This window comes from Arenibacter troitsensis, from assembly GCF_900177645.1.
Taxonomy (GTDB): domain Bacteria; phylum Bacteroidota; class Bacteroidia; order Flavobacteriales; family Flavobacteriaceae; genus Arenibacter; species Arenibacter troitsensis.
Genome location: NZ_FXAO01000008.1, coordinates 142845 through 162635, shown reverse-complemented (window position 1 = coordinate 162635; position 19791 = coordinate 142845). Strand labels below are relative to the sequence as shown.

The 19791-nt window shown below is 39.0% G+C and carries 16 protein-coding genes; 10 read left to right on the top strand and 6 right to left on the bottom strand.

All coding sequences use genetic code 11. From position 1 onward, the window contains the following. Positions 1–121 precede the first annotated feature (121 nt). Complete coding sequence (locus tag B9Y87_RS17715) at positions 122–2533, top strand: alpha-ketoacid dehydrogenase subunit alpha/beta (RefSeq protein ID WP_085500305.1); 2412 nt, start codon at positions 122–124, stop codon at positions 2531–2533. 124 nt (positions 2534–2657) lie between these two features. Further along, positions 2658–3020 (top strand): DoxX family protein, encoded by a 363-nt coding sequence (locus B9Y87_RS17710; protein WP_085500304.1) that lies wholly within the window; start codon positions 2658–2660, stop codon positions 3018–3020. 137 nt (positions 3021–3157) lie between these two features. Here B9Y87_RS17710 and holA read toward each other — a convergent pair whose 3' ends face one another. Next, a complete protein-coding gene (gene holA / locus B9Y87_RS17705) occupies positions 3158–4156 on the bottom strand; it encodes a DNA polymerase III subunit delta (RefSeq protein WP_085500303.1) in 999 nt (332 codons plus the stop codon). Between the two features lie 26 nt (positions 4157–4182). Between holA and B9Y87_RS17700 the strand changes: the two genes are divergently transcribed. The 3 genes from B9Y87_RS17700 (at position 4183) to B9Y87_RS17690 (ending at position 6741) form a co-directional block, all read left to right on the top strand. Then, positions 4183–4632 (top strand): type I restriction enzyme HsdR N-terminal domain-containing protein, encoded by a 450-nt coding sequence (locus B9Y87_RS17700; RefSeq protein ID WP_085500302.1) that lies wholly within the window; start codon positions 4183–4185, stop codon positions 4630–4632. A 159-nt stretch (positions 4633–4791) separates the two neighbouring features. Then, the gene (locus B9Y87_RS17695; protein WP_085500301.1) at positions 4792–5796 is read left to right on the top strand and encodes a glycosyltransferase family 2 protein; all 1005 of its coding nucleotides are present in this window, start codon (positions 4792–4794) and stop codon (positions 5794–5796) included. Between the two features lie 96 nt (positions 5797–5892). Further along, on the top strand, positions 5893–6741 hold the full coding sequence (locus B9Y87_RS17690; RefSeq protein WP_031443860.1) for an OmpA/MotB family protein: 849 nt from the start codon (positions 5893–5895) through the stop codon (positions 6739–6741). Between the two features lie 240 nt (positions 6742–6981). Here the strand turns inward: B9Y87_RS17690 and B9Y87_RS17685 are convergent, their stop codons facing one another. After that, entirely contained in the window at positions 6982–7602 is a 621-nt protein-coding gene (locus B9Y87_RS17685) for an L-threonylcarbamoyladenylate synthase (RefSeq protein ID WP_085500300.1), read from the bottom strand. A 46-nt stretch (positions 7603–7648) separates the two neighbouring features. On the opposite strand from B9Y87_RS17685, the gene B9Y87_RS17680 reads away from it, so the two are divergent. Then, entirely contained in the window at positions 7649–8392 is a 744-nt protein-coding gene (locus B9Y87_RS17680) for an alpha/beta hydrolase (RefSeq protein WP_245808738.1), read from the top strand. A 144-nt stretch (positions 8393–8536) separates the two neighbouring features. On the opposite strand, the gene B9Y87_RS17675 is transcribed toward B9Y87_RS17680, so the two are convergent. After that, the gene (locus tag B9Y87_RS17675) at positions 8537–10858 is read right to left on the bottom strand and encodes an ATP-dependent helicase (RefSeq protein ID WP_085500299.1); all 2322 of its coding nucleotides are present in this window, start codon (positions 10856–10858) and stop codon (positions 8537–8539) included. Positions 10859–11113: 255 nt separating this feature from the next. Between B9Y87_RS17675 and B9Y87_RS17670 the strand changes: the two genes are divergently transcribed. The 4 genes from B9Y87_RS17670 (at position 11114) to B9Y87_RS17650 (ending at position 15887) form a co-directional block, all read left to right on the top strand. Beyond that, a complete protein-coding gene (locus tag B9Y87_RS17670) occupies positions 11114–12388 on the top strand; it encodes an amidohydrolase (protein WP_085500298.1) in 1275 nt (424 codons plus the stop codon). Positions 12389–12517: 129 nt separating this feature from the next. Continuing rightward, positions 12518–14098 carry an FMN-binding glutamate synthase family protein gene (locus B9Y87_RS17665; RefSeq protein ID WP_085500297.1) on the top strand — a complete coding sequence of 527 codons (1581 nt, stop codon included), beginning with the start codon at positions 12518–12520 and terminating at the stop codon, positions 14096–14098. Between the two features lie 205 nt (positions 14099–14303). After that, the gene (locus B9Y87_RS17655; RefSeq protein ID WP_085500295.1) at positions 14304–15107 is read left to right on the top strand and encodes an OmpA family protein; all 804 of its coding nucleotides are present in this window, start codon (positions 14304–14306) and stop codon (positions 15105–15107) included. Between the two features lie 261 nt (positions 15108–15368). Next, entirely contained in the window at positions 15369–15887 is a 519-nt protein-coding gene (locus B9Y87_RS17650; protein ID WP_072860966.1) for a DUF7935 family protein, read from the top strand. A gap of 7 nt (positions 15888–15894) precedes the next feature. Here the strand turns inward: B9Y87_RS17650 and B9Y87_RS17645 are convergent, their stop codons facing one another. Genes B9Y87_RS17645 through B9Y87_RS17635 form a run of 3 tightly spaced genes read right to left on the bottom strand, consistent with a single transcriptional unit; the run spans position 15895 to position 19780 of the window. Next, positions 15895–16788, bottom strand: a complete 894-nt coding sequence (locus B9Y87_RS17645) for a patatin-like phospholipase family protein (protein WP_085500294.1) — start codon at positions 16786–16788, stop codon at positions 15895–15897. Next, positions 16785–17696 carry a patatin-like phospholipase family protein gene (locus B9Y87_RS17640; RefSeq protein WP_085500293.1) on the bottom strand — a complete coding sequence of 304 codons (912 nt, stop codon included), beginning with the start codon at positions 17694–17696 and terminating at the stop codon, positions 16785–16787. The genes B9Y87_RS17645 and B9Y87_RS17640 overlap by 4 nt, the downstream gene beginning before the upstream one ends. Next, complete coding sequence (locus tag B9Y87_RS17635; RefSeq protein WP_085500292.1) at positions 17693–19780, bottom strand: M1 family metallopeptidase; 2088 nt, start codon at positions 19778–19780, stop codon at positions 17693–17695. Before B9Y87_RS17635 ends, B9Y87_RS17640 begins: the two co-directional genes overlap by 4 nt. Between the last annotated feature and the right edge of the window lie 11 nt (positions 19781–19791).

Genomic DNA, 19791 nt, shown 5'->3' with positions numbered 1-19791 from the left:
ATTACTAATATTTAAAAATACACTTCAATTATTTTTAAGGAATTATTAATTATTATCCTGCACTATTGGTTGCAAAAACCATATTGATTTGATATTTTTGCGATAAACCATCAAGAGCGTAATGAATATAGATTCCGAAGCAAGCAACGATATTTCATTTGACGATTTTCAATTACAAATATTGAAAGACTATGAAATAGCAGTTACGAGCAGGGAATGTAGCCTATTGGGCAGAAGGGAAGTTCTGACAGGAAAAGCGAAATTTGGAATTTTTGGTGATGGTAAGGAGCTTCCACAATTGGCCATGGCCAGGTCTTTCAGGGATGGCGATTTTAGAAGCGGTTATTACAGGGATCAAACCTTCATGATGGCCTTGGGGCTACTTACTCCAAAGGAATTTTTTCACGGACTATATGCCACCACCGATATAACCAAAGAAACTATGAGTGCCGGAAGGCAAATGGGAGGTCACTTTACCACCTATAGTATAAATGAGGATGGCAGTTGGCGGGACCTCACCAAACAAAAGAACAGCAGCGCCGATATTTCCTGTACAGCGGGACAAATGCCAAGATTACTAGGCTTGGCCCAGGCATCCAAAATATATAGGAACGTAAAGGTCAAAAACAGCACCAAGTTTTCTGATAATGGTAATGAAGTTGCTTGGGGAACTATTGGAAATGCCAGTACCAGTGAAGGAGTTTTTTTCGAAACCATAAACGCGGCCGGGGTTTTGCAGGTACCCATGGTAATCAGTATTTGGGACGACAACTACGGTATTTCCGTTCATGCCAAACACCAGACCACCAAGGAAGATATATCAAAAATCTTAATCGGTTTTCAACGGGACAAGGACCATAAGGGCTATGAAATCTTAAAAGTTAAGGGTTGGGATTATACGGCCTTGATCCACGCCTATGAAAATGCTTCTGATATTGCCAGGGACGAACACGTTCCAGTGATTATCCATGTAACCGAACTAACGCAACCACAGGGACATTCCACTTCGGGTTCCCATGAGCGTTATAAGAGTGAGGAGCGTTTGGAATGGGAAAAAGAAAATGACTGTAATAAGCGATATAGGGAGTGGATATTGGAAAATAAAATTTCTACGGAAGAAGAATTAAAATCGCTTGAAAAGAATATCAAAAGGCAGGTTAGAAGTGCTCGAAAAGAAGCTTGGGAAGAGTTTTTAAGACCGCATAAGGAGCAGAAAAGAACATTGGTGAACTTATTGGATAATGCTGCCAATTCCAGTATGAACAAACTTTTTATCACCAAATTAAAAAACGATCTAATCGCTATTGAAGAGCCCATAAAAAAGGATATGGCTTCCAAGGCTAGGAAGGCTCTGCGTTATTTGTTGGGGGAAAGCAGTAAGGAGAAAGATCTTTTGGCTGCATGGACCAAGAACTTTTTGGAGGAATCCCAAACTAAGTTCAGTTCCCACCTGTACAACGAGCAGCGTAACAATGCCTTGAATGTTCCTGAAGTGAGACCAACTTATGATGAAGAACCAGAGCAAGTAGATGGAAGAATTATCCTCAGGGACAATTTTGACTCCCTTTTTGAAAGATATTCCCAAGCATTGATTTTTGGCGAAGACAGTGGTACCATAGGAGATGTAAATCAAGGTTTGGAAGGATTGCAAAAGAAATATGGAGAACTTCGGGTTGCAGATGTTGGTATTAGGGAGGCCAGTATAATTGGACAAGGAATAGGAATGGCACTAAGAGGATTACGACCCATTGCGGAAATCCAATATTTGGATTATATATTTTATGCACTTTTTACATTGACCGATGATTTGGCCACACTACTATATAGAACTGTAGGAAAACAAAGAGCCCCATTGATCGTACGGACCCGTGGACACCGATTGGAAGGAATATGGCATTCCGGTTCCCAAATGGGTGGATTGATTCATTTATTGAGGGGTATGTATATTCTAGTGCCAAGAAATATGACCAAAGCAGCCGGTTTTTACAATACCTTAATGAAAGGAAATGAGCCGGCCCTTTTGATTGAGAGTTTAAATGGATACCGTTTAAAGGAACCTAAACCAAATAACCTCGGGGATATATGTACCCCCATCGGAATCGTTGAAGTAGTTAGGGCCGGTACGGATATTACCTTACTTTCCTATGGATCTACCTTAAGAACAGTATTGCAGGCCGCTGAAGAACTTAGGGAAGTAGGCATTGATGCGGAAGTTGTGGATGCTCAGAGCTTATTGCCATTCGATTTACGACATGATGTGCTTAAGAGCATTAAAAAAACAAGTAGGTTGTTGGTTATAGACGAAGATGTTCCTGGAGGTTGCTCTGCTTATTTAATACATGAGATTATTGAGAAACAAGGTGCCTATAAATATTTGGACAGTGCCCCACAAACCCTAACGGCAAAGGCACATAGGCCGGCATATGCTACTGATGGGGACTACTTTTCAAAACCTAATGCCGAGGATATATTTGAAAAGGTATATGCTATAATGCACGAGTCCAATCCTACGGATTTTCCTAAATTGAGATAAACCTAGCTCTATTTTAAGGTCTGTACAAAATTGACCATTATAATTCCTTTTGATTTTAATAAACTTATGGTTACTTTTATAAGCTTTAAATCTATTAATTTTTTATAAAACCTATCTCCCCCAAATGAAAGACCTAGGCCTACTATTTCTTCGCATTTCCTCGGCTATTTTAATGATGACCCACGGACTACCTAAATTTCAAAAACTTATTAGTGGTAATTTTGAATTTGGGGATCCTATTGGAATTGGTGCCGCTCCTTCCCTATTTCTTGCGGTTTTAGGGGAATTTATTTTTCCAATTTTGGTTATTATTGGTTTTAAGACCCGTTGGGCAACAGTTCCTCCTATAATAACCATGATGGTCGCTGCAGTGATAGTTCATGGTGCCGATCCTTTCAATGTAAAAGAAAAGGCTGTTTTATTTTTGGTTGCCTTTATCTCCATACTTATGCTGGGTCCTGGAAAATATAGCTTGGACAAGAAGTAGTTCCTACTCAATATAAGTTTGTTGCTACCAAAGCTTAGGGCTTCCTTGGATTTATACCAAATGGGTTATTCCCATGCATTCCAAATAGACACTTTTGTTTAATTTTCTAGCGGTAGGCCAATCAATCCATACAGGGCCTAGAATATTTTGATCAATAGTTCTTTAAGCAAGTCTGCCTGTGATATGTTGGAACCTACTCCTTTGCCTTTTACATCCAATTCCCTTAAGCCGGAAATAATTTCACTAACGCGTCTCATAGGATAATTTCTGGCCGCTGTCTGAATTTCGGCAACAAAAAATGGCCTAATGCCCAGCGCGGAGGAAACACTCTTGGGGGAGTGATCCTTTAAACCGTGATATGAAAGCAACTGTATAAAAAAAGAATACAAAAGGGTTACGGTTAGCACAAACGGATTGTCCTTTGGGTTTTGCGCAAAATAATTGACAATTCTAGTTGCCTTTTCAACATCTCTTTCACCTATAGCTTTTTTTAGTTCGAAATTGTTATAGTCCTTACTAATTCCAATATTGGATTCAATAACATCTGGGTTGATTTCAATTCCCTTTGGGACAACCAAACACAATTTCTCCAATTCCTTGTCTATCTTGCCTAAATCCGTACCTAGGAACTCGACCAGTAGATTGGCAGCCTTAAAAGTTATACCGTAGCCCCTTGAGTGCAAAGATTTTTTAATCCAGTCCCCTACCTGATTTTCATATAACTTTTTACCTTCAAATATTACCCCTGATTTTTTAATGGATTTATATAACTTCTTACGCTTATCCAGTTTATTGTATTTATAACATAATACAAGGATAGTGGAAGGTTGGGGCTGATCGGCATAGGAAACAAGATTTTCTATGGTACGGGACAAATGTTGTGCCTCCTTCACAATGACCACTTGGCGTTCTGCCATCATAGGATATCTCTTGGCATTACTAACGATGTCCTCGATGGTGATTTCCTTGCCGTAAAGAACAACCTGATTAAATCCACGTTCTTCTTCTGTAAGGGCATTTTTTTCTATATACTCCGCAATCTTATCAATATAGTATGGTTCCTCCCCTGTAAGAAAATATATTGGTGCTATATCTCCTTTTTTTATATTGCTTACAATTTGTTTTACCTCGTCCATCTAAAAAAAATCATCAACTTTGCACAATGCAACCATTAAACTATCCGTCTTATCCCTTTCGATTCAAAAATAGGGAAAATAAAATCTATATTTTTGATGTCATACGCAAAAAATTTGTGGTTCTACAACCTGAAGAATGGGTAAGACAGCACGTAGTGCACAATCTAATTTCGGACAAGAATTATCCTAAGGCGCATATCAACGTTGAAAAGCAACTCCTAATTAATAATCTAAAAAAAAGATACGACGTAGTGGTCTTTAATCCAAACGGTAGTATTGAAATCTTAGTGGAATGTAAATCACCCGAAACTAAAATTGACCAAGTGGTTTTTGACCAAATCGCCCGATATAACCTTTTGCTCAAAGCCAAGTATTTAATGGTTACCAACGGTTTGGATCATTTCTTTTGCAGTATGGATTTCGAAAGGGAGCAATATAGTTTTCTTAAGGACATTCCGGAATATAGACCTGGATAAGGGAATGCCACTATATCTAATTGCATAATAAAAATAAGGGATTGGGAATAACGGTTGTCCAAATATACATCGTTAAATATAAATTATTTCTTTACATTGCCAACTTAATCAGAACCTCTTAATTTGAATATATGCCTGTTGTTTTGGGCATTATAGAAAATGTTGAAAATAGCAGTAGTTATACTTAATTGGAACGGGGAAGCGCTTTTGGAAAAGTTTCTGCCATCCGTAACGGAATTCTCCAAGGAGGCTGATGTCTATGTCGCCGACAATGCCTCTACGGATGGTTCTATCGCCTTTCTTAAAAAAAATTATCCAGGGATTGGTATCGTCCAAAACTCGAGCAATGGGGGTTACGCCAAGGGATACAATGATGCCTTGCCCCATATAGAGGCAGATATTTATTGCCTTTTAAATTCTGATGTGGAAGTGACCAAGGATTGGCTTGCCCCAATAATAAAGGAATTTAATGACAACCCTTTGACATCCATTGTACAGCCCAAAATATTGGATTATAAAAATAAGACCCAATTTGAGTATGCAGGCGCTGCCGGAGGCTATATTGATAAGTTTGGTTACCCCTTTTGTAGGGGGCGTATTTTTAATGAATTGGAAGCGGATAATGGCCAGTACAACGACGTAAGGGAAATATTTTGGGCTACCGGAGCATGTTTGTTTATTAAAGCGGATGTATTCCGGGAGCTAAAAGGATTTGATCCAGATTATTTTGCCCATCAAGAAGAAATTGACTTATGTTGGAGAGCCAAAAATAAGGGCTATAAAGTTTATTATGTAGGAGAATCTGAAGTATACCATTTAGGTGGCTCCACTTTAAGTAGTATGAATCCGAAAAAGACTTTTCTCAACTTTAGAAATTCCCTTTTTTCGCTAGTCAAAAATCTTCCTGGACCAAAAGTATTTCCAATAATCCTTATAAGAATGGTTTTGGATGGCCTAGCGGCACTACATTTTATTGTTCAGGGTAGGTTTAAGCATTTTTGGGCAATAGTACAGGCCCATTTTAGCTTTTACAGAAATTTTAGGAAAATTTACAAAAAGAGGGAAAAGGACTGTTATACAGGTGATTATTACCTAATAAAATCTATTGTATGGGCCTATTATATAAATCATGTAAAAAATTTTAACAATTTAGTAAAAGATTAACTAAATTGGTCTCGCAAAATATTGCGTTTTACATAATTTTGCGAACATTAAAACGAACTAATTAAATTATAAATTATTAATTCTATTATCATAACTATGAGAAAAATCATTTTAGGCTGTTTAGGTATTACCCTTTTGTTGTCTTCGTGTGTATCACAGAAGAAGTATGCAGATATGGAAGCCAAGGCAAAAGAAGCACAAGATTTATTAAATTCCGCGACAGTTAAATTAAATACCTGTTTAGAGGACAAGGCCGCTGCAACTTCAAAAATGCAGACTTTGGAAGATCAGAATGCCTTCCTTAAAGCCAATAATCAAGACTTAATCAACAATATGGGTAACCTAACTACTCTTACAAGTAAAGGTGCCGATAACTTGGAGAAATCTTTGGAAAGTTTAAAAGAAAAGGATCTGACCATAAGAAAGCTTAACGACGCCATTACCAGAAGAGATTCTGTAAACTTGGCTTTGGTACAAAGTTTAAAAGGTGTTCTTGGAAACTTGGATGATGAGGACATTGAAATCAGTGTAGAAAAAGGAGTTGTTTTTGTTTCTATTTCTGACAAACTTTTGTTTAGAAGCGGAAGCTTTAACGTAACTCAGAGAGCTAAGGAAATCCTAGGTAAAGTTGCCCAAGTGGTTAATAACAAACCTGATTTCGAATTTATGGTTGAAGGTCATACCGATACTGATCCTTACAACAGTGGTGTATTGTATGACAACTGGGATCTAAGTGTGAAGCGTGCTACTTCAGTTGTACGTATTTTACAAAAAGATTATGGTGTTGATCCTAAGCGTATGACTGCTGCAGGAAGAGGAGAATATATTCCTGTTTCCCCAACAGACAAAGCTAAAAACAGAAGAACACGTATAGTTGTACTTCCAAAAATTGATCAATTCTACAGCATGATCGAAGAAGGAATGAAAGATCCTAAGATTAACTAAGAATAACATATTCAACTTAAAAAGCGACCTTATGGGTCGCTTTTTTTTTGCTCTAATTGCAGTTAAAAAACATAATAAGTGGAACTCAATTTTGAGAAGTCGGTAAGATGTACTTAAAATTGCAAGTTGAACTTACCATGCCTTTTTCGGCGGGATCCAGGTTGAATACCTCGACCCTTGGGTCGGTTCCTATTATTGGGTTCAGGGCTTGCCCTGAGGTTTAATTCTTTTTATTTCTTCTTAAAAGATATCCAAACTCCCCTTTCCTTCCCTGACCACAATGGGTTCATCTTCAGAAAGATCTATTACCGTTGATGCCATGTTGTCCCCATAACCCCCATCAATAACTATATCTACAAGATTTCTCCATTTTTCATAGATCAATTCCGGATCGGTAGTATATTCCAAAAGCTCATCCTCATCGCGAATGGAGGTGGAAACGATAGGATTCCCTAGAGCTTCTACCAAGGTCCTGGCAATGGAATTATCAGGAATACGGATACCTACCGTTTTTTTCTTTTTAAATTCTTTGGGAAGATTGTTGTTCCCGGGAAGTATAAAGGTATAGGGGCCTGGTAGGGCACGCTTTAGTATTTTAAAGGTCGAGGTGTCTATTTGTCTTACGTAATCCGAAAGGTTACTGAGATCGGCACATATAAAGGACCAATTGGCTTTGGCCAATTTTACCCCTTTTATCCGCGCTATTTTCTCCAAAGCTTTGGTGTTGGTAATATCACAACCCAAGCCATAGACGGTATCTGTAGGATAAATAATCAGCCCTCCTTTACGCAGAACATCCACAACTCTCTTAATTTCCTTAGGATTAGGATTTTCAGGATATATTTTAATAAATTCAGCCATATTATTGGTTCAAAATAAACGTTATCAATATAATAAATAATGTTTTATGTATAAGTTTCAGTTTATCCTACTTCTTGGATTTCTCTTTGTTACTTGTAATTCCTGTACAGAAGATCGTATTGAAACCAGTACGGGCACATTGGAGGCCAAGAATATTATCGACTTGGAATACGGTTCCCATAGCCATCAAAAATATGACATTTATCTTCCAAAAAACAGGACTAGTAAAACTAAAGTTTTGATTTTGGTACATGGAGGCGGATGGAATGCCGGTGATAAATCGGAAATGAATGCCTTTAAAGATTTTATCAGGGAACAATTACCGGAGGTAGCTGTGGTAAACATGAATTATAGATTGGCAGATGAAAACAATCCGCCCTACCCCATGCAAATCAATGACATAGGCCAATTGGTACAGGAATTATACGATAGAGCGCAGGAATTTCAAATTTCCAAGGAGATCGGATTTATTGGTTCCAGTGCCGGGGCACACCTTTCATTGTTGTGGAGCTACGCTCACGACACTAAAAAACAAGTGAATATGGTCTGCAGTATTGTGGGGCCTACCAACCTTTTGGACGAGGCATATATAAATACTCCCAATCAAGTTCTGAGGACCCTTTTAGATCAATTTGGAAATGAAACAGGGGTTTTGGAAGAGGTGAGTCCGTTATACCAAGTAAAATCAACTTCTCCGGCAACTATATTGTTTTATGTAGCGCAGGATCCACTAGTTCCAAATACCCTAGGAATAAGCCTAAAAGATAAATTAGTGGAACTAAATGTGTAACATCAATTTAACCTGTACCCCAATGGAGGTCACGGCTGGGTTGGGTTGGACCTTTTGGATACTTCCATTAAATTAAAGGCTTTTATCCAAGAACATTTATAACCTATCCTAGAATACTAGGTGTACACATGGCGCCCTTCGGAATCAGAGAACTTCCAATTTGGCAAACCTTAGCAAAAGCTTTTTAATGTCTCCCTTATCAAATTTTATTTCAGCTTTCCTATCATTTCCTACCCCTTCAATTTTCAGCACTTGCCCCCTTCCAAATCTAGTATGGTTTACCAAGGATCCTTCAGATAAATTGGGGTCTACCGCATTGGTGTTTCCAACGGGAGTACTGAGTTCGGGTTTTAATTTACGGAGTTTTCGCAACTGATTTTCATTGGGCTTAACACCGCTGGGTGGTGTGCCTTGTATGGGTTTGTTCTGTCTCAATCTACTTTTGTCAACATCGCCAAAAATATCAACATCAATTAAGGGAGTGTATCTGGATCTCTGAACAGGTGTCAGGTTTTCAATATATTTTTCATCAATTTCTTCTATAAATCTACTAGGTTCGGCATCTACCAATTTGCCCCAGCGATATCTATTTTGTGTGTAGGTTAAATAGGCCTGTTTTTCCGCCCTGGTCAGGGCTACATAAAATAGGCGTCTTTCCTCCTCCAGTTCACTCCTGGTATTCATACTCATGGCTGAGGGGAAAAGATCTTCTTCCATCCCTACAATGTATACGTGAGGAAATTCCAACCCTTTTGCCAAGTGAATGGTCATTAGGGCCACTCGGTCATCATCTCCGGTATCCTTATCTAGATCGGTTGCCAGTGCCACATCCTCCAAAAACTCCCCAATGTCGCCCTTGGTATCGGCCAATTCCTTTTGTCCTTCCACAAAATCCTTAATACCGTTCAGCAGCTCCTCAATATTCTCCATCTTGCCAATTCCCTCTGGAGTCCCGTCTTTCTTAAATTCCAATAAGACCCCGGATTTTTTGGCAACATGTTCCGCCAAGGTAAAGGCATCGGCACTTTCGTTCATGATCTGGAAGCTCTTGATCATGGCCACAAAGTCTCCCAATTTTCTTTTTGTACCAGAATTGATTTTTAAATCTATCCTTTCAAGGTTCTCCATAACCTCAAAAATTGAGCGATTATAGTGATTTGCGGCCACGGTAAGTTTATCCAATGTGCTCTGACCAATGCCACGCGCCGGGAAATTGATAATACGTTTAAGTGCCTCTTCATCCTTTGGATTGATAACCAATCTCAAATAGGACAGTACGTCCTTAATTTCCTTTCGTTGATAAAAGGAGAGTCCACCATAAATTCTATAAGGTATATCCCGCTTTCTAAGGGCATCCTCAATGGCCCTGGATTGTGAGTTGGTCCTGTACAAAACGGCAAAATTGCCATTTGGCAATTGATTCTGCATTTTATTTTCAAAAATGGATCCTGCCACAAATCTACCCTCCTCCGCATCCGTGGGGCTTCGGTGTACCTTTATCAATGGACCCTCGTCATTGGAGGTCCACACTACCTTTTCCAATTGATTGGTATTTTTGGAAATTATGGAATTGGCGGCATTCACAATATTTTTAGTAGACCTGTAGTTCTGTTCCAATCGGTACATTCCCACATTGTCATAGTCTTTTTGAAAATTTAAAATATTGCTAATGTTTGCCCCCCTAAAGGAATAAATACTCTGGGCATCATCCCCTACCACACAAATATTCTGGAACCTGTCCGATAGCGCCTTAACGATCAAATACTGTGAATGGTTGGTATCCTGGTACTCATCTACCAGAATGTACCTAAACCTATCCTGGTATTTGGCGAGAACTTCAGGGAATCTTGTTAGTAGTTCATTGGTCCGTAAAAGTAGATCATCAAAATCCATAGCACCCGCCTTAAAGCAGCGATCCACATAGTTCTGATAAATTTCTCCCATCCTAGGACGCTTGGCCATAGCATCTGCCTCTACCAAATCCGGATTATTGTAATATGCCTTAACAGTAATAAGGCTGTTCTTATAGGAAGATATTCTATTTTGTACCTGCTTGTATTTATAAATATCCTTATCCAAGCCCATTTCCTTAATAATAGCGGACAAAAGGCGTTGGGAATCTTGAGTATCGTAAATGGTAAAATTGGAAGGATAGCCCAGTTTGTCCCCATCGAACCTTAATAGCTTTGCAAAAACGGAATGAAAGGTACCCATCCAGAGGTTCTTGGCTTCCGAGGTTCCAACAATATCGGATATACGCTTTTTCATTTCCCTAGCTGCCTTATTGGTAAAGGTCAGTGCCAAAATATTAAAGGAATCCACGCCTTGGCTCATTAAATAAGCAATACGGTATGTCAATACCCTTGTCTTACCGGAACCGGCACCTGCAATCACCATTAAAGGCCCGTCCTTATGCAAAACGGGAGCCTTCTGGGCTTCATTTAATTCATTAATATAGTTCTCCAAAACGCATGTAGATATTAAGCTCGTTACGATCGGTGAATTTAACCATAAATAGCCTTATCAAAAAATCAACTTTAATATTTGTGATAATCCAACCGAGTTAATAGTTCTAATTTGAATATATTTATCCTTTAAATCCAGTTTTATGGGAAGTAACTTTTTTTATAATGTTACCTACTGTAAAATTATTAAAACTATGTTCAGTGTTTAAGGCAATTCAATCTTAGGCATCAAAAATTTTAAATCCCATTTATTTGTATGAAGTTATATTTGATTCTACCAATGCTTTTATGGTTTTTGAACTCCACGGCCCAGAAATACAATTTTGAAAAGGAATATAAGGCTATTGAACCGAAGGTAATCGATTGGAGGAGGGATTTTCACCAAAATCCGGAACTATCCAATAGGGAGTTCAATACTGCCGAAAAAATAGCGGTCCATTTAAAATCCTTGGGGCTGGAGGTACAAACCGGAGTAGCCAAGACGGGGGTGGTTGGGATCCTTAAAGGCAATAAAAATGGAAAGGTAATCGCTTTAAGGGCAGATATTGATGCCTTACCCGTCACCGAAAGAAACAATCTTCCGTTTAAATCCACTGTTACCTCAGAATTTCTAGGTCAAGAGGTAGGTGTTATGCACGCCTGTGGCCATGATACCCATACCGCTATTCTTATGGGTGTTGCGGAAATCCTGTCCAAAAATAGGGATAAGATTAAAGGAACCATCAAGTTTATATTTCAACCCGCCGAAGAAGGTCCTCCGCCTGGGGAAGAAGGTGGAGCACTATTAATGGTCAAGGAAGGGGTTCTTAAAAATCCGGATGTGGATGCTATTTTTGGACTTCATATCAATTCCGCTACTCCAGTTGGGGTGATAAGATATAAATCGGAAGGACTTATGGCGGCAGTGCAACGATTCGTTATTCAGGTAGAGGGACAACAGACCCATGGCTCACAGCCATGGAAGGGCATTGATCCCATTCTTATCAGTGCCAAGATTATAGATGGCCTTCAAACGATTATTAGTAGGGAAGTTGACCTTACCAACGAAGCAGCTGTAATCAGTGTGGGCAAGATTACAAGTGGTGTACGTTTCAATATAATCCCCGAAACTGCCGAAATGATCGGAACCATAAGAACCTTGGACTACGACATGCAAAAACAGGTTACCGAGAGAATGAAAGAAATGGTACCCGACATTGCCAAGGCATATGGCGGTACGGCCACTATTGAGATAAAAAGTAATACGGACATCACTTTTAACAATCCCGACTTGGTGATACAAATGTTGCCTACCTTAAAAAGGGTCGCTGGCAAGGATAATGTGCAAATACAAAAAGCGGTTACAGGGGGTGAGGATTTCTCTTATTTTCAAAACGAGGTACCTGGATTCTTTTTCTTTTTAGGCGGCATGACTCCTGGAAGCACGGCTTCTTTTCCACATCATACGCCCGACTTCAGCATAGATGAAAATGGAATGATTCTTGGGGTAAAGGCGCTTACGGAAATGAGTTTGGACTTTCTAAACCAATAAAGTCTTTGATTAATTTATGAATATTCTTAATATATTATTGGGACAACTATAACTTTGGTATCAAGCCTTACTTGGTATTCCACTATTTCTTATATCGTTCATATCATCATTAAAATAATATTTTAGAAAATGGATTCAATGTTAAACGCCCTAGCCAACCTACCTTGGTGGGCATGGGCAATAGTGTTTTTAGCCTTGGTGGCTATAAGGGATGTCTTTGTACAGAAGAATCACACCATTTCACATAACTTCCCTATAGTAGGCCATTTAAGGTATTGGCTAGAAAGTATTGGACCTGAAATGAGACAATATTTTGTTGCCAACAATAGGGAAGAACTCCCATTTAACCGTATAGAAAGAGGTTGGATCTATGCCTCGGCGAAGAAGGAAAACAATTATGAAGGCTTTGGAACGGACAGGGACATTTATGCACATCAACATATTTTTGTCAAGAACCGGATGATGGCCTATAAGCTTCCCGGAGGTCACCCTAACATAAGCGACCCCTGTTTTTTGCCCTGTGCCAAAGTCATTGGATCGTATAACAAACGTAAAAAGCCCTATAGGCCTGCATCTGTAATCAATGTCTCGGCCATGAGTTTTGGGTCTCTATCCGCTGCGGCAGTAGATGCCATGAACAATGGTGTAAAAAAATCGGGAGCTTATCAAAATACAGGGGAAGGTGGACTTTCCCCTTATCATAAACAAGGTGGGGATGTTATATTTCACTTTGGAACAGGATACTTTGGGGTACGAACTGAAGATGGAAATTTTTCCATGGAAAAAATGAAGCAACTGGTTTTGGACAATCCTAGCATCAAGGCTATTGAAATTAAAATTTCACAGGGTGCAAAACCAGGTAAGGGAGGGGTATTGCCAGCTGCAAAGATTACCCTTGAAATTAGTGAAATTAGAGGCGTTGCAATGGGCAAGGATGTATTGTCCCCAGCTACCCATTCCGCTTTTAGTTCCGTACCGGAACTAATGCAGTTAATTGAAGATATTGCGGAACAAACAGGCCTGCCCGTCGGCATAAAAGGAGCCATTGGTAAATTGGATCAGTGGGAGGAATTGGCTAAATTGATGATAGAAACTGGAAAGGGACCCGATTTTATTACTGTAGATGGTGGTGAAGGAGGAACGGGAGCTGCCCCTCCAAGTTTTGCCGACCATGTATCCTTGCCTTGGGTATACGGATTTTCCAGTCTTTATAAATTGTTTAAAAACTATGATCTAACAGATAGAATAGTGTTCATTGGAAGTGGGAAATTGGGGTTCCCTGCAAAAGCAGCCATGGCATTTGCCATGGGCGTAGATTGTATAAATGTCGCTAGGGAAGCCATGATGAGCATTGGTTGTATCCAGGCTCAGGTGTGCCACACCAACCGGTGTCCGACCGGAATTGCTACCCAAAGTAAATGGTTACAGGGGGGAATAAATGTTCCTCTGAAATCTGATAGATTATCACAATATTTCAAAACCTTTAGGAAGGAATTCTTGGAAATAACACATGCTGCCGGATATGAACATCCCTGTCAGTTTACTATGGATGATATTCAGGTAAATGTGGATGACAATGATTTGAACAGGTCATTATCCTCTACATATGGATATAATAAGGCCGTGGTAGCTTTTTCTGGAATACAGGATCTTTATAAATGCCCCTATTTGGGAGGCAAAGAGTATATGAAAAATAAGATTGGCCCTTAATCAAATATAATATTAATTTTGTACGCAAATTCAAATGGCATATCCTTGCAGTAAGGCAACCAAATAGAATTACCCGAATATTCAAATAAATAAATTTTATCTATGAAATGCCCATTAACAACTTGCGTACTTCCCAATATTTTGGGGAGGGAAATGATTAATAAGGCATTGCATCCGACCATTAAAAACAAATAAATAATAACAGATGAAAAGAATTTTTACCATTCTAATTTTATTAATGTGCATATCCATTTCACAGGCGCAAAGCAAAAAAGATCTTATCTTGGAAGTAGATGGACTAAGGTCCAAGCTTAGGGAGGCGGAAACGGCCCTGTCGGAATCCAAACGCGAAGAAAGAATTGCTTCGGCAAAAGTAGAATCTTACGAAGCGCAGGTGAATGAGCTTAAGGAAACCAATTCCAATCTATTAAAAAATTTGAACAGCTTTACGGAAGCCTCCAATAAGAGATCGGACCACATAAATAGTACCCTGGAAAGCCTTGTTCAAAAGGAAGCGCAATTAAGGGTTATCAATGATGCTTTAAGCAGCCACGACTCTATTACCCTAGCTGTTTTTACCCAATTTAAACAAACATTGGGCAGTGATCCCAAGATAACTGTTAGTAATGGTGCCGTAGCCGTCGTGATGGACAATAGTTATATATTTGGGGAGAATTCCAAGAATTTCAAAGTGCAGGACAAGGCAGAGGCCATTATTGCCAAGATTGGAAGTATTTTAAAGGCCAACCCAACAATGGACATTCAAATTGTTAGCAATAGCAATTTGGTAGAATCCAAAGACAACAAATTGAATAATTGGGAGATCGGTACGCAACAAGCTGCTGCCATAGCCCGGATCTTGGAAAGCAAATATCAAATAGAGCCTAAGCGTATTGTAGCCACCGGGAAATCGGAATTAGGACTTTACAGCATAGAAACTGCCACTGAAATTATTGTACAGCCAAGATTTTACGAATTCTTCAAACTGGTAAAAGAGTCTATGAAATAAGACGTTTTAATACTTGCTACCATCTGTAGGTTTTATGGTATATTAATTTAAACTCCCTATGGGTAGTTATTTTAATTTACTCTAAAACAAAACAGACAAAATAGTCTACAAATTTTAAAAAGCGCTTTATGGCGCTTTTTTTTTGGACATGGTTAGATGAACCTAGATTATGGTGTGGACAGGTAAAAAATTGAAACCCACCATAATTTTTGAGGGAATAAGCCGTTAATTAATCAACAAACCAAAAAATACCAATACAAAATGAGTGGAGATGAAATTTTTCAACTATTTGCCTATTTGCTACCCGCTGTAGTAACCGGAGTGGTCGCCTTTTATTTTTTTAGATTACATACCAGAAACGAAGAAGGAAGAAGACGCTACCTACTGCACAAAGACAGTCAAAAAAATACATTGCCCATTCGATTACAAGCATACGAAAGAATGGCCCTTTTTCTAGAGCGAATTGCAATTCCCAGTCTGGTGGTAAGGGTAGGACCAAAAAATAGCAACAAAAACGATTATGAAAATTTGCTGATCAAAAGTATTGAAAATGAGTTTGAGCATAATCTATCCCAACAAATCTACATGACGGATGAATGTTGGAATATAATTAAGGCAGCAAAAAGTGCTACCATCCAAATGATCAGGAAGGCGGGTATGAGCGAATCGGATTCGGCCGACAAACTCCGTGAGGATATTCTAAATGAAACCATGGAAAAAAGTTCTCCTTCGGCAACAGCTTTGTCCTTTGTTAAGAAGGAAATTGGAGAGCTTTGGTAACTAAATGTTACTGATCCACGCTAGAAAATTTATCCTCGGCGTACTTATATCCTTGTTGCCACCATAGGGACATAAGTTTCTTATTGAAAACCAAGGAGTTTTCGGTTAATTTAGTAGGGGTGTAATATAAATTTAATTGCACCCCATTATGTTTTGCTGCCAATACCCCTTCTGAAATGTCGTGGTATTCAATCTGGTCCAAAACAAAACCATAAATACTCAGCATAAGTGAAAATGGGTTTTTGCCCAAAACCTTGTTGTGTTCCATATTTTCGGACTCCAGGATAATGGCATCAATTTCCGTGGCTCCGCGTCTAATGGCCTCCCTAATGGGAACAACGCATCCTAGGCCACCGTCCCCATATTCGAATCCGTCTTTTTTTACCAAGGACATAAAAGGAATATAGTTGCAAGAGATCCAGATCCAATCACAGAATTCATCATAAGAAAAATCCATAATGGATTTATACTCGATCCGGTTTTTGGAAAGGTTGGAAACTGTTACCACTATATCTTTTTTTCCTTTTTTTAACCTCCTGAATTCGGCTTCACTAAAATTCTTTCTAATTGTACGTCTCAAAGCCTTACTTTCCCCAAAAGTTCGCTTGCTCTTCACAAATTGTAGAAAGGTATTTAGAAAGTTTATGGAGACATATTCCCTATCACCCTTTTTCCGTACTACAAATGGATTAAGGCTAAAAATGGAACGTTGGCTAACGTTGGTATAAATATTATGTAGTTTGTCTATTTGGTTTAAGGCCAATTGTGGAATTAAGAGACTGCCCGTGGAGGTACCTACCAAAATGTCGTATTCCCGTTTTTCAACTTCCATGAGGTATTGGGCCACTCCACCGGCAAAAGCTCCTTTACTTCCTCCTCCACTAATAACAAGTGCTTTCATAAAATCCCAGTCTCTATAAGGTTGGTTTCAGCGTTTTTATGCTTGGCAAAATTAAATCCACTTTCCCACCAAACCGTCATTTTTTCCTTTTCAAATATTAGGGAGTTAGTGGTGAGGACAGTGGGCGTATAATAGAAATTGATAATTGCATTGTTATGGTTGGCCACAAACTTGCCTATCCTTATATTTTGTTGTTCTATTCTATCCAACATAAAGGCAAACATACTGGTAAGTAATGAAAATACATTCTTGGAGGGCATTCTATTCAATTGGGTAACCTCTGTTTGCAAAATTATGGCATCCACTACCTTGGCTCCTCTCCTAATGGCCTCTTCAATCGGAACCATACTGCCCAATCCCCCATCGGCATATTCGCATCCATTTTTCTTAACCAATGTCATAAAAGGGGTATAATTACAGGAAACCCATATCCATTCACAAAATTCCTCGTAGGTGCAATCCTTAATGGATTTATACTCTACTTGGTTTAACGATAAGTTGGAAACGGTTACCACAATATCCAAGGGACCATTTTTTAAATGCTCAAATTCCTTAATGGAAATGGTATTTTTGATCAATCGAAGTAAATTATGACTTTCCCCAAAAGTCTTGCTGCCCCTGAAAAAATTTTTCATCACATTGATATGATGGACCCCGATAGTCTCTATGCCATATTTCTTTTTAATCACAAAGGGGCAATTGCTAAAAATATCATCTTGATTCACCGAAGTATATACCTCTCTGATCTTTTCAATTTTTTGCAATGCGAGATGGGAAATCAAAAGACTGCCGGTAGAAGTACCTAAAAACAAATCGTAATTATGGTTCAATTCCTGCATCAGATATTGGGCCACGCCTCCGGCAAATGCGCCTTTGCTACCACCACCAGAAATTACCATTGCTCTCATTCTAAAATCAGTTTGTTGCTAATATAACGCAATTCCTCCTTATTAAATTTTACGCTCAGTCTATCTATTCTATCCCTATATTCCTTTTTTTCCAAAAGTTGGTCCAATAATGAACGGGCATATTTTCGAAACTGCCATGAATGATGCTGGCTTGCATTTACAAGGTCCAACAAATTGTTGTCTGACAAACCTATCAATTGATCCAGAAATTGAAATGCCCCCTGCCGAACTTCAGTTGAATATAGTGGAGAGGTGTATTGACTCAATTCCTGATAATACTCGTTGGTATTATTGGATTCGTACTCCTTGGTCAGTAAGGCCAAGGAGAGCCATAATAGGCGAATGTTCTTACTGGAAAAGCCTATGATGCCTTTGGTCTTGTTCAGATAATTGGCCCTGTCGCTAGGGTAATTTATCCATAGCTTGTACAGTATCGCCTCTTGGGTAATATAACTTTCATCTTCCAAAAGGGATTCAAATTCAGATTTTAGGTCCAAGGGGAACTGTCCTACTGCAAGAGCTATGGCTTGACGGACCCTAACGTTATTGCTCCTTAGTGCCTCACTTATAAAATCGTCGGATATTGATTTATAATAGGTCTTGATAATTTGGGATTTTAATTGGTCGGATTTTGTGTTTTCCCAATACCTTTTTATTATGGATTCATTGTCTGTACTACTTGTCATTAATTCCTTTTGCAGCCCCAAGAAATTCCTCAAATCCTCTGATTCACGAATCAAGCTTGTTTTAGCCTCCCCAAAAGGAAAATCCTTATCCTCCAACCATCGCTTCCGGAACGCATCCAAATTGGTATCACTGACCAACTCCATAACCTTAATAAAGTCATCCACGGTTGCATTTCTATATCCGTACGTTGTTAAATAGTGTTGGATTCCCTGTCTAAAATATTCCTCCCCCAATTGTTCCCTTAACATATGCAATGCCCATGCTCCCTTTTCATAAAAAGTAAGGCTACTGGCTTTGGGATCCATTAGGGCCTCTCCCCTATCCTCTTGGGTCATTTCCTGTAACTGCATTGCCGATTCGTATAATTTCCAATAATAATATTCATTACCAAAAAGCGCTCTCTCTGCCAACAAGGCATAATAGGTAGCAAAACCTTCGTGGAGCCAGTGGCTACTGCCATCCACCTCGGTAACCAAATCACCAAACCACTGGTGTGCCATTTCATGGGCGTTTACATTAACATAATTTCGATCCTTAAAAGCAACGGAATCCATAACAAAGGAATCCGAAAAAATTGTGGTTCCCGTATTTTCCATGCCTGCGTATAAAAAATCCCTAACAGGTACCTGCTTATAATTCTGCCACGGGTAGGGCACTCCTATCTCCTTTTCCAAAAAGTTGAAAATAGCAGTAGTATATCTATAAGTAGGTTCCACCAATGAGCTATCACTGGGGTAGAAATAGAGGCTAATGGGAACCCCGGTACTGGATTCAACATCTTTCTTACGATAATCCCCAATGGCAAAAGCCAACAAATAGCTGCTCATTGGACTGTCCATATTAAAACTCCATTTTTTCAATCCGTCCAACTCTTTGGTTGTAACCAGGGTACCATTGGCTATGACTTCATATGTCCTATCAAAACTGATATCCAGATCATACTCCACTTTTTCGGTCATATCATCAAAACTGGGAAGCCAGTGACTGGTATATTTTCCTTGACCTTGGGTCCAGATCTGCTCGTTGCCAAGTACGTCATCCTTCCAACCTAAAAAATATACGGTCTGTTTGGGAAGGGCAGCATAGGTGACCTCCAAAGTATAGGTTTTATTGGCCTTAAAACGTCTATGGACCACTATTTTCTTGCCGTTGTTGGTAGCCTTGACTTTTTTATTGTTGAGTGTGACCTGGATTAATTTTAAATTTTGGGCATCCAGAAAAACGGTATCCACTTTTTGTAGTACCTTAAATTTGTACGCCACGGATCCCGTGATGGTTTCAATCTTGGGATCTATTTTTATATCCACTTTTCCATGAATAAAATCTACCTTGTCCTGTTGCTGGGCAGAATGCACAAAGCTTATCAGAAAAAGAAAAACAAAAAGGGAATGCTTCATACTTCAAATAT

Bases quoted from the DNA above. Each gene is read 5' to 3' on its own strand.
- B9Y87_RS17685 (WP_085500300.1), bottom strand. From the start codon at position 7,602: ATGGCTGAATTTATTAAAATATATCCTGAAAATCCTAATCCTAAGGAA.
- B9Y87_RS17680 (WP_245808738.1), top strand. From the start codon at position 7,649: ATGTATAAGTTTCAGTTTATCCTACTTCTTGGATTTCTCTTTGTTACT.
- B9Y87_RS17645 (WP_085500294.1), bottom strand. From the start codon at position 16,788: ATGAAAGCACTTGTTATTAGTGGAGGAGGAAGTAAAGGAGCTTTTGCC.
- B9Y87_RS17700 (WP_085500302.1), top strand. From the start codon at position 4,183: ATGCAACCATTAAACTATCCGTCTTATCCCTTTCGATTCAAAAATAGG.
- B9Y87_RS17715 (WP_085500305.1), top strand. From the start codon at position 122: ATGAATATAGATTCCGAAGCAAGCAACGATATTTCATTTGACGATTTT.
- B9Y87_RS17665 (WP_085500297.1), top strand. From the start codon at position 12,518: ATGGATTCAATGTTAAACGCCCTAGCCAACCTACCTTGGTGGGCATGG.
- holA (WP_085500303.1), bottom strand. From the start codon at position 4,156: ATGGACGAGGTAAAACAAATTGTAAGCAATATAAAAAAAGGAGATATA.
- B9Y87_RS17670 (WP_085500298.1), top strand. From the start codon at position 11,114: ATGAAGTTATATTTGATTCTACCAATGCTTTTATGGTTTTTGAACTCC.
- B9Y87_RS17650 (WP_072860966.1), top strand. From the start codon at position 15,369: ATGAGTGGAGATGAAATTTTTCAACTATTTGCCTATTTGCTACCCGCT.
- B9Y87_RS17710 (WP_085500304.1), top strand. From the start codon at position 2,658: ATGAAAGACCTAGGCCTACTATTTCTTCGCATTTCCTCGGCTATTTTA.
- B9Y87_RS17695 (WP_085500301.1), top strand. From the start codon at position 4,792: ATGTTGAAAATAGCAGTAGTTATACTTAATTGGAACGGGGAAGCGCTT.
- B9Y87_RS17690 (WP_031443860.1), top strand. From the start codon at position 5,893: ATGAGAAAAATCATTTTAGGCTGTTTAGGTATTACCCTTTTGTTGTCT.
- B9Y87_RS17640 (WP_085500293.1), bottom strand. From the start codon at position 17,696: ATGAGAGCAATGGTAATTTCTGGTGGTGGTAGCAAAGGCGCATTTGCC.
- B9Y87_RS17635 (WP_085500292.1), bottom strand. From the start codon at position 19,780: ATGAAGCATTCCCTTTTTGTTTTTCTTTTTCTGATAAGCTTTGTGCAT.
- B9Y87_RS17655 (WP_085500295.1), top strand. From the start codon at position 14,304: ATGAAAAGAATTTTTACCATTCTAATTTTATTAATGTGCATATCCATT.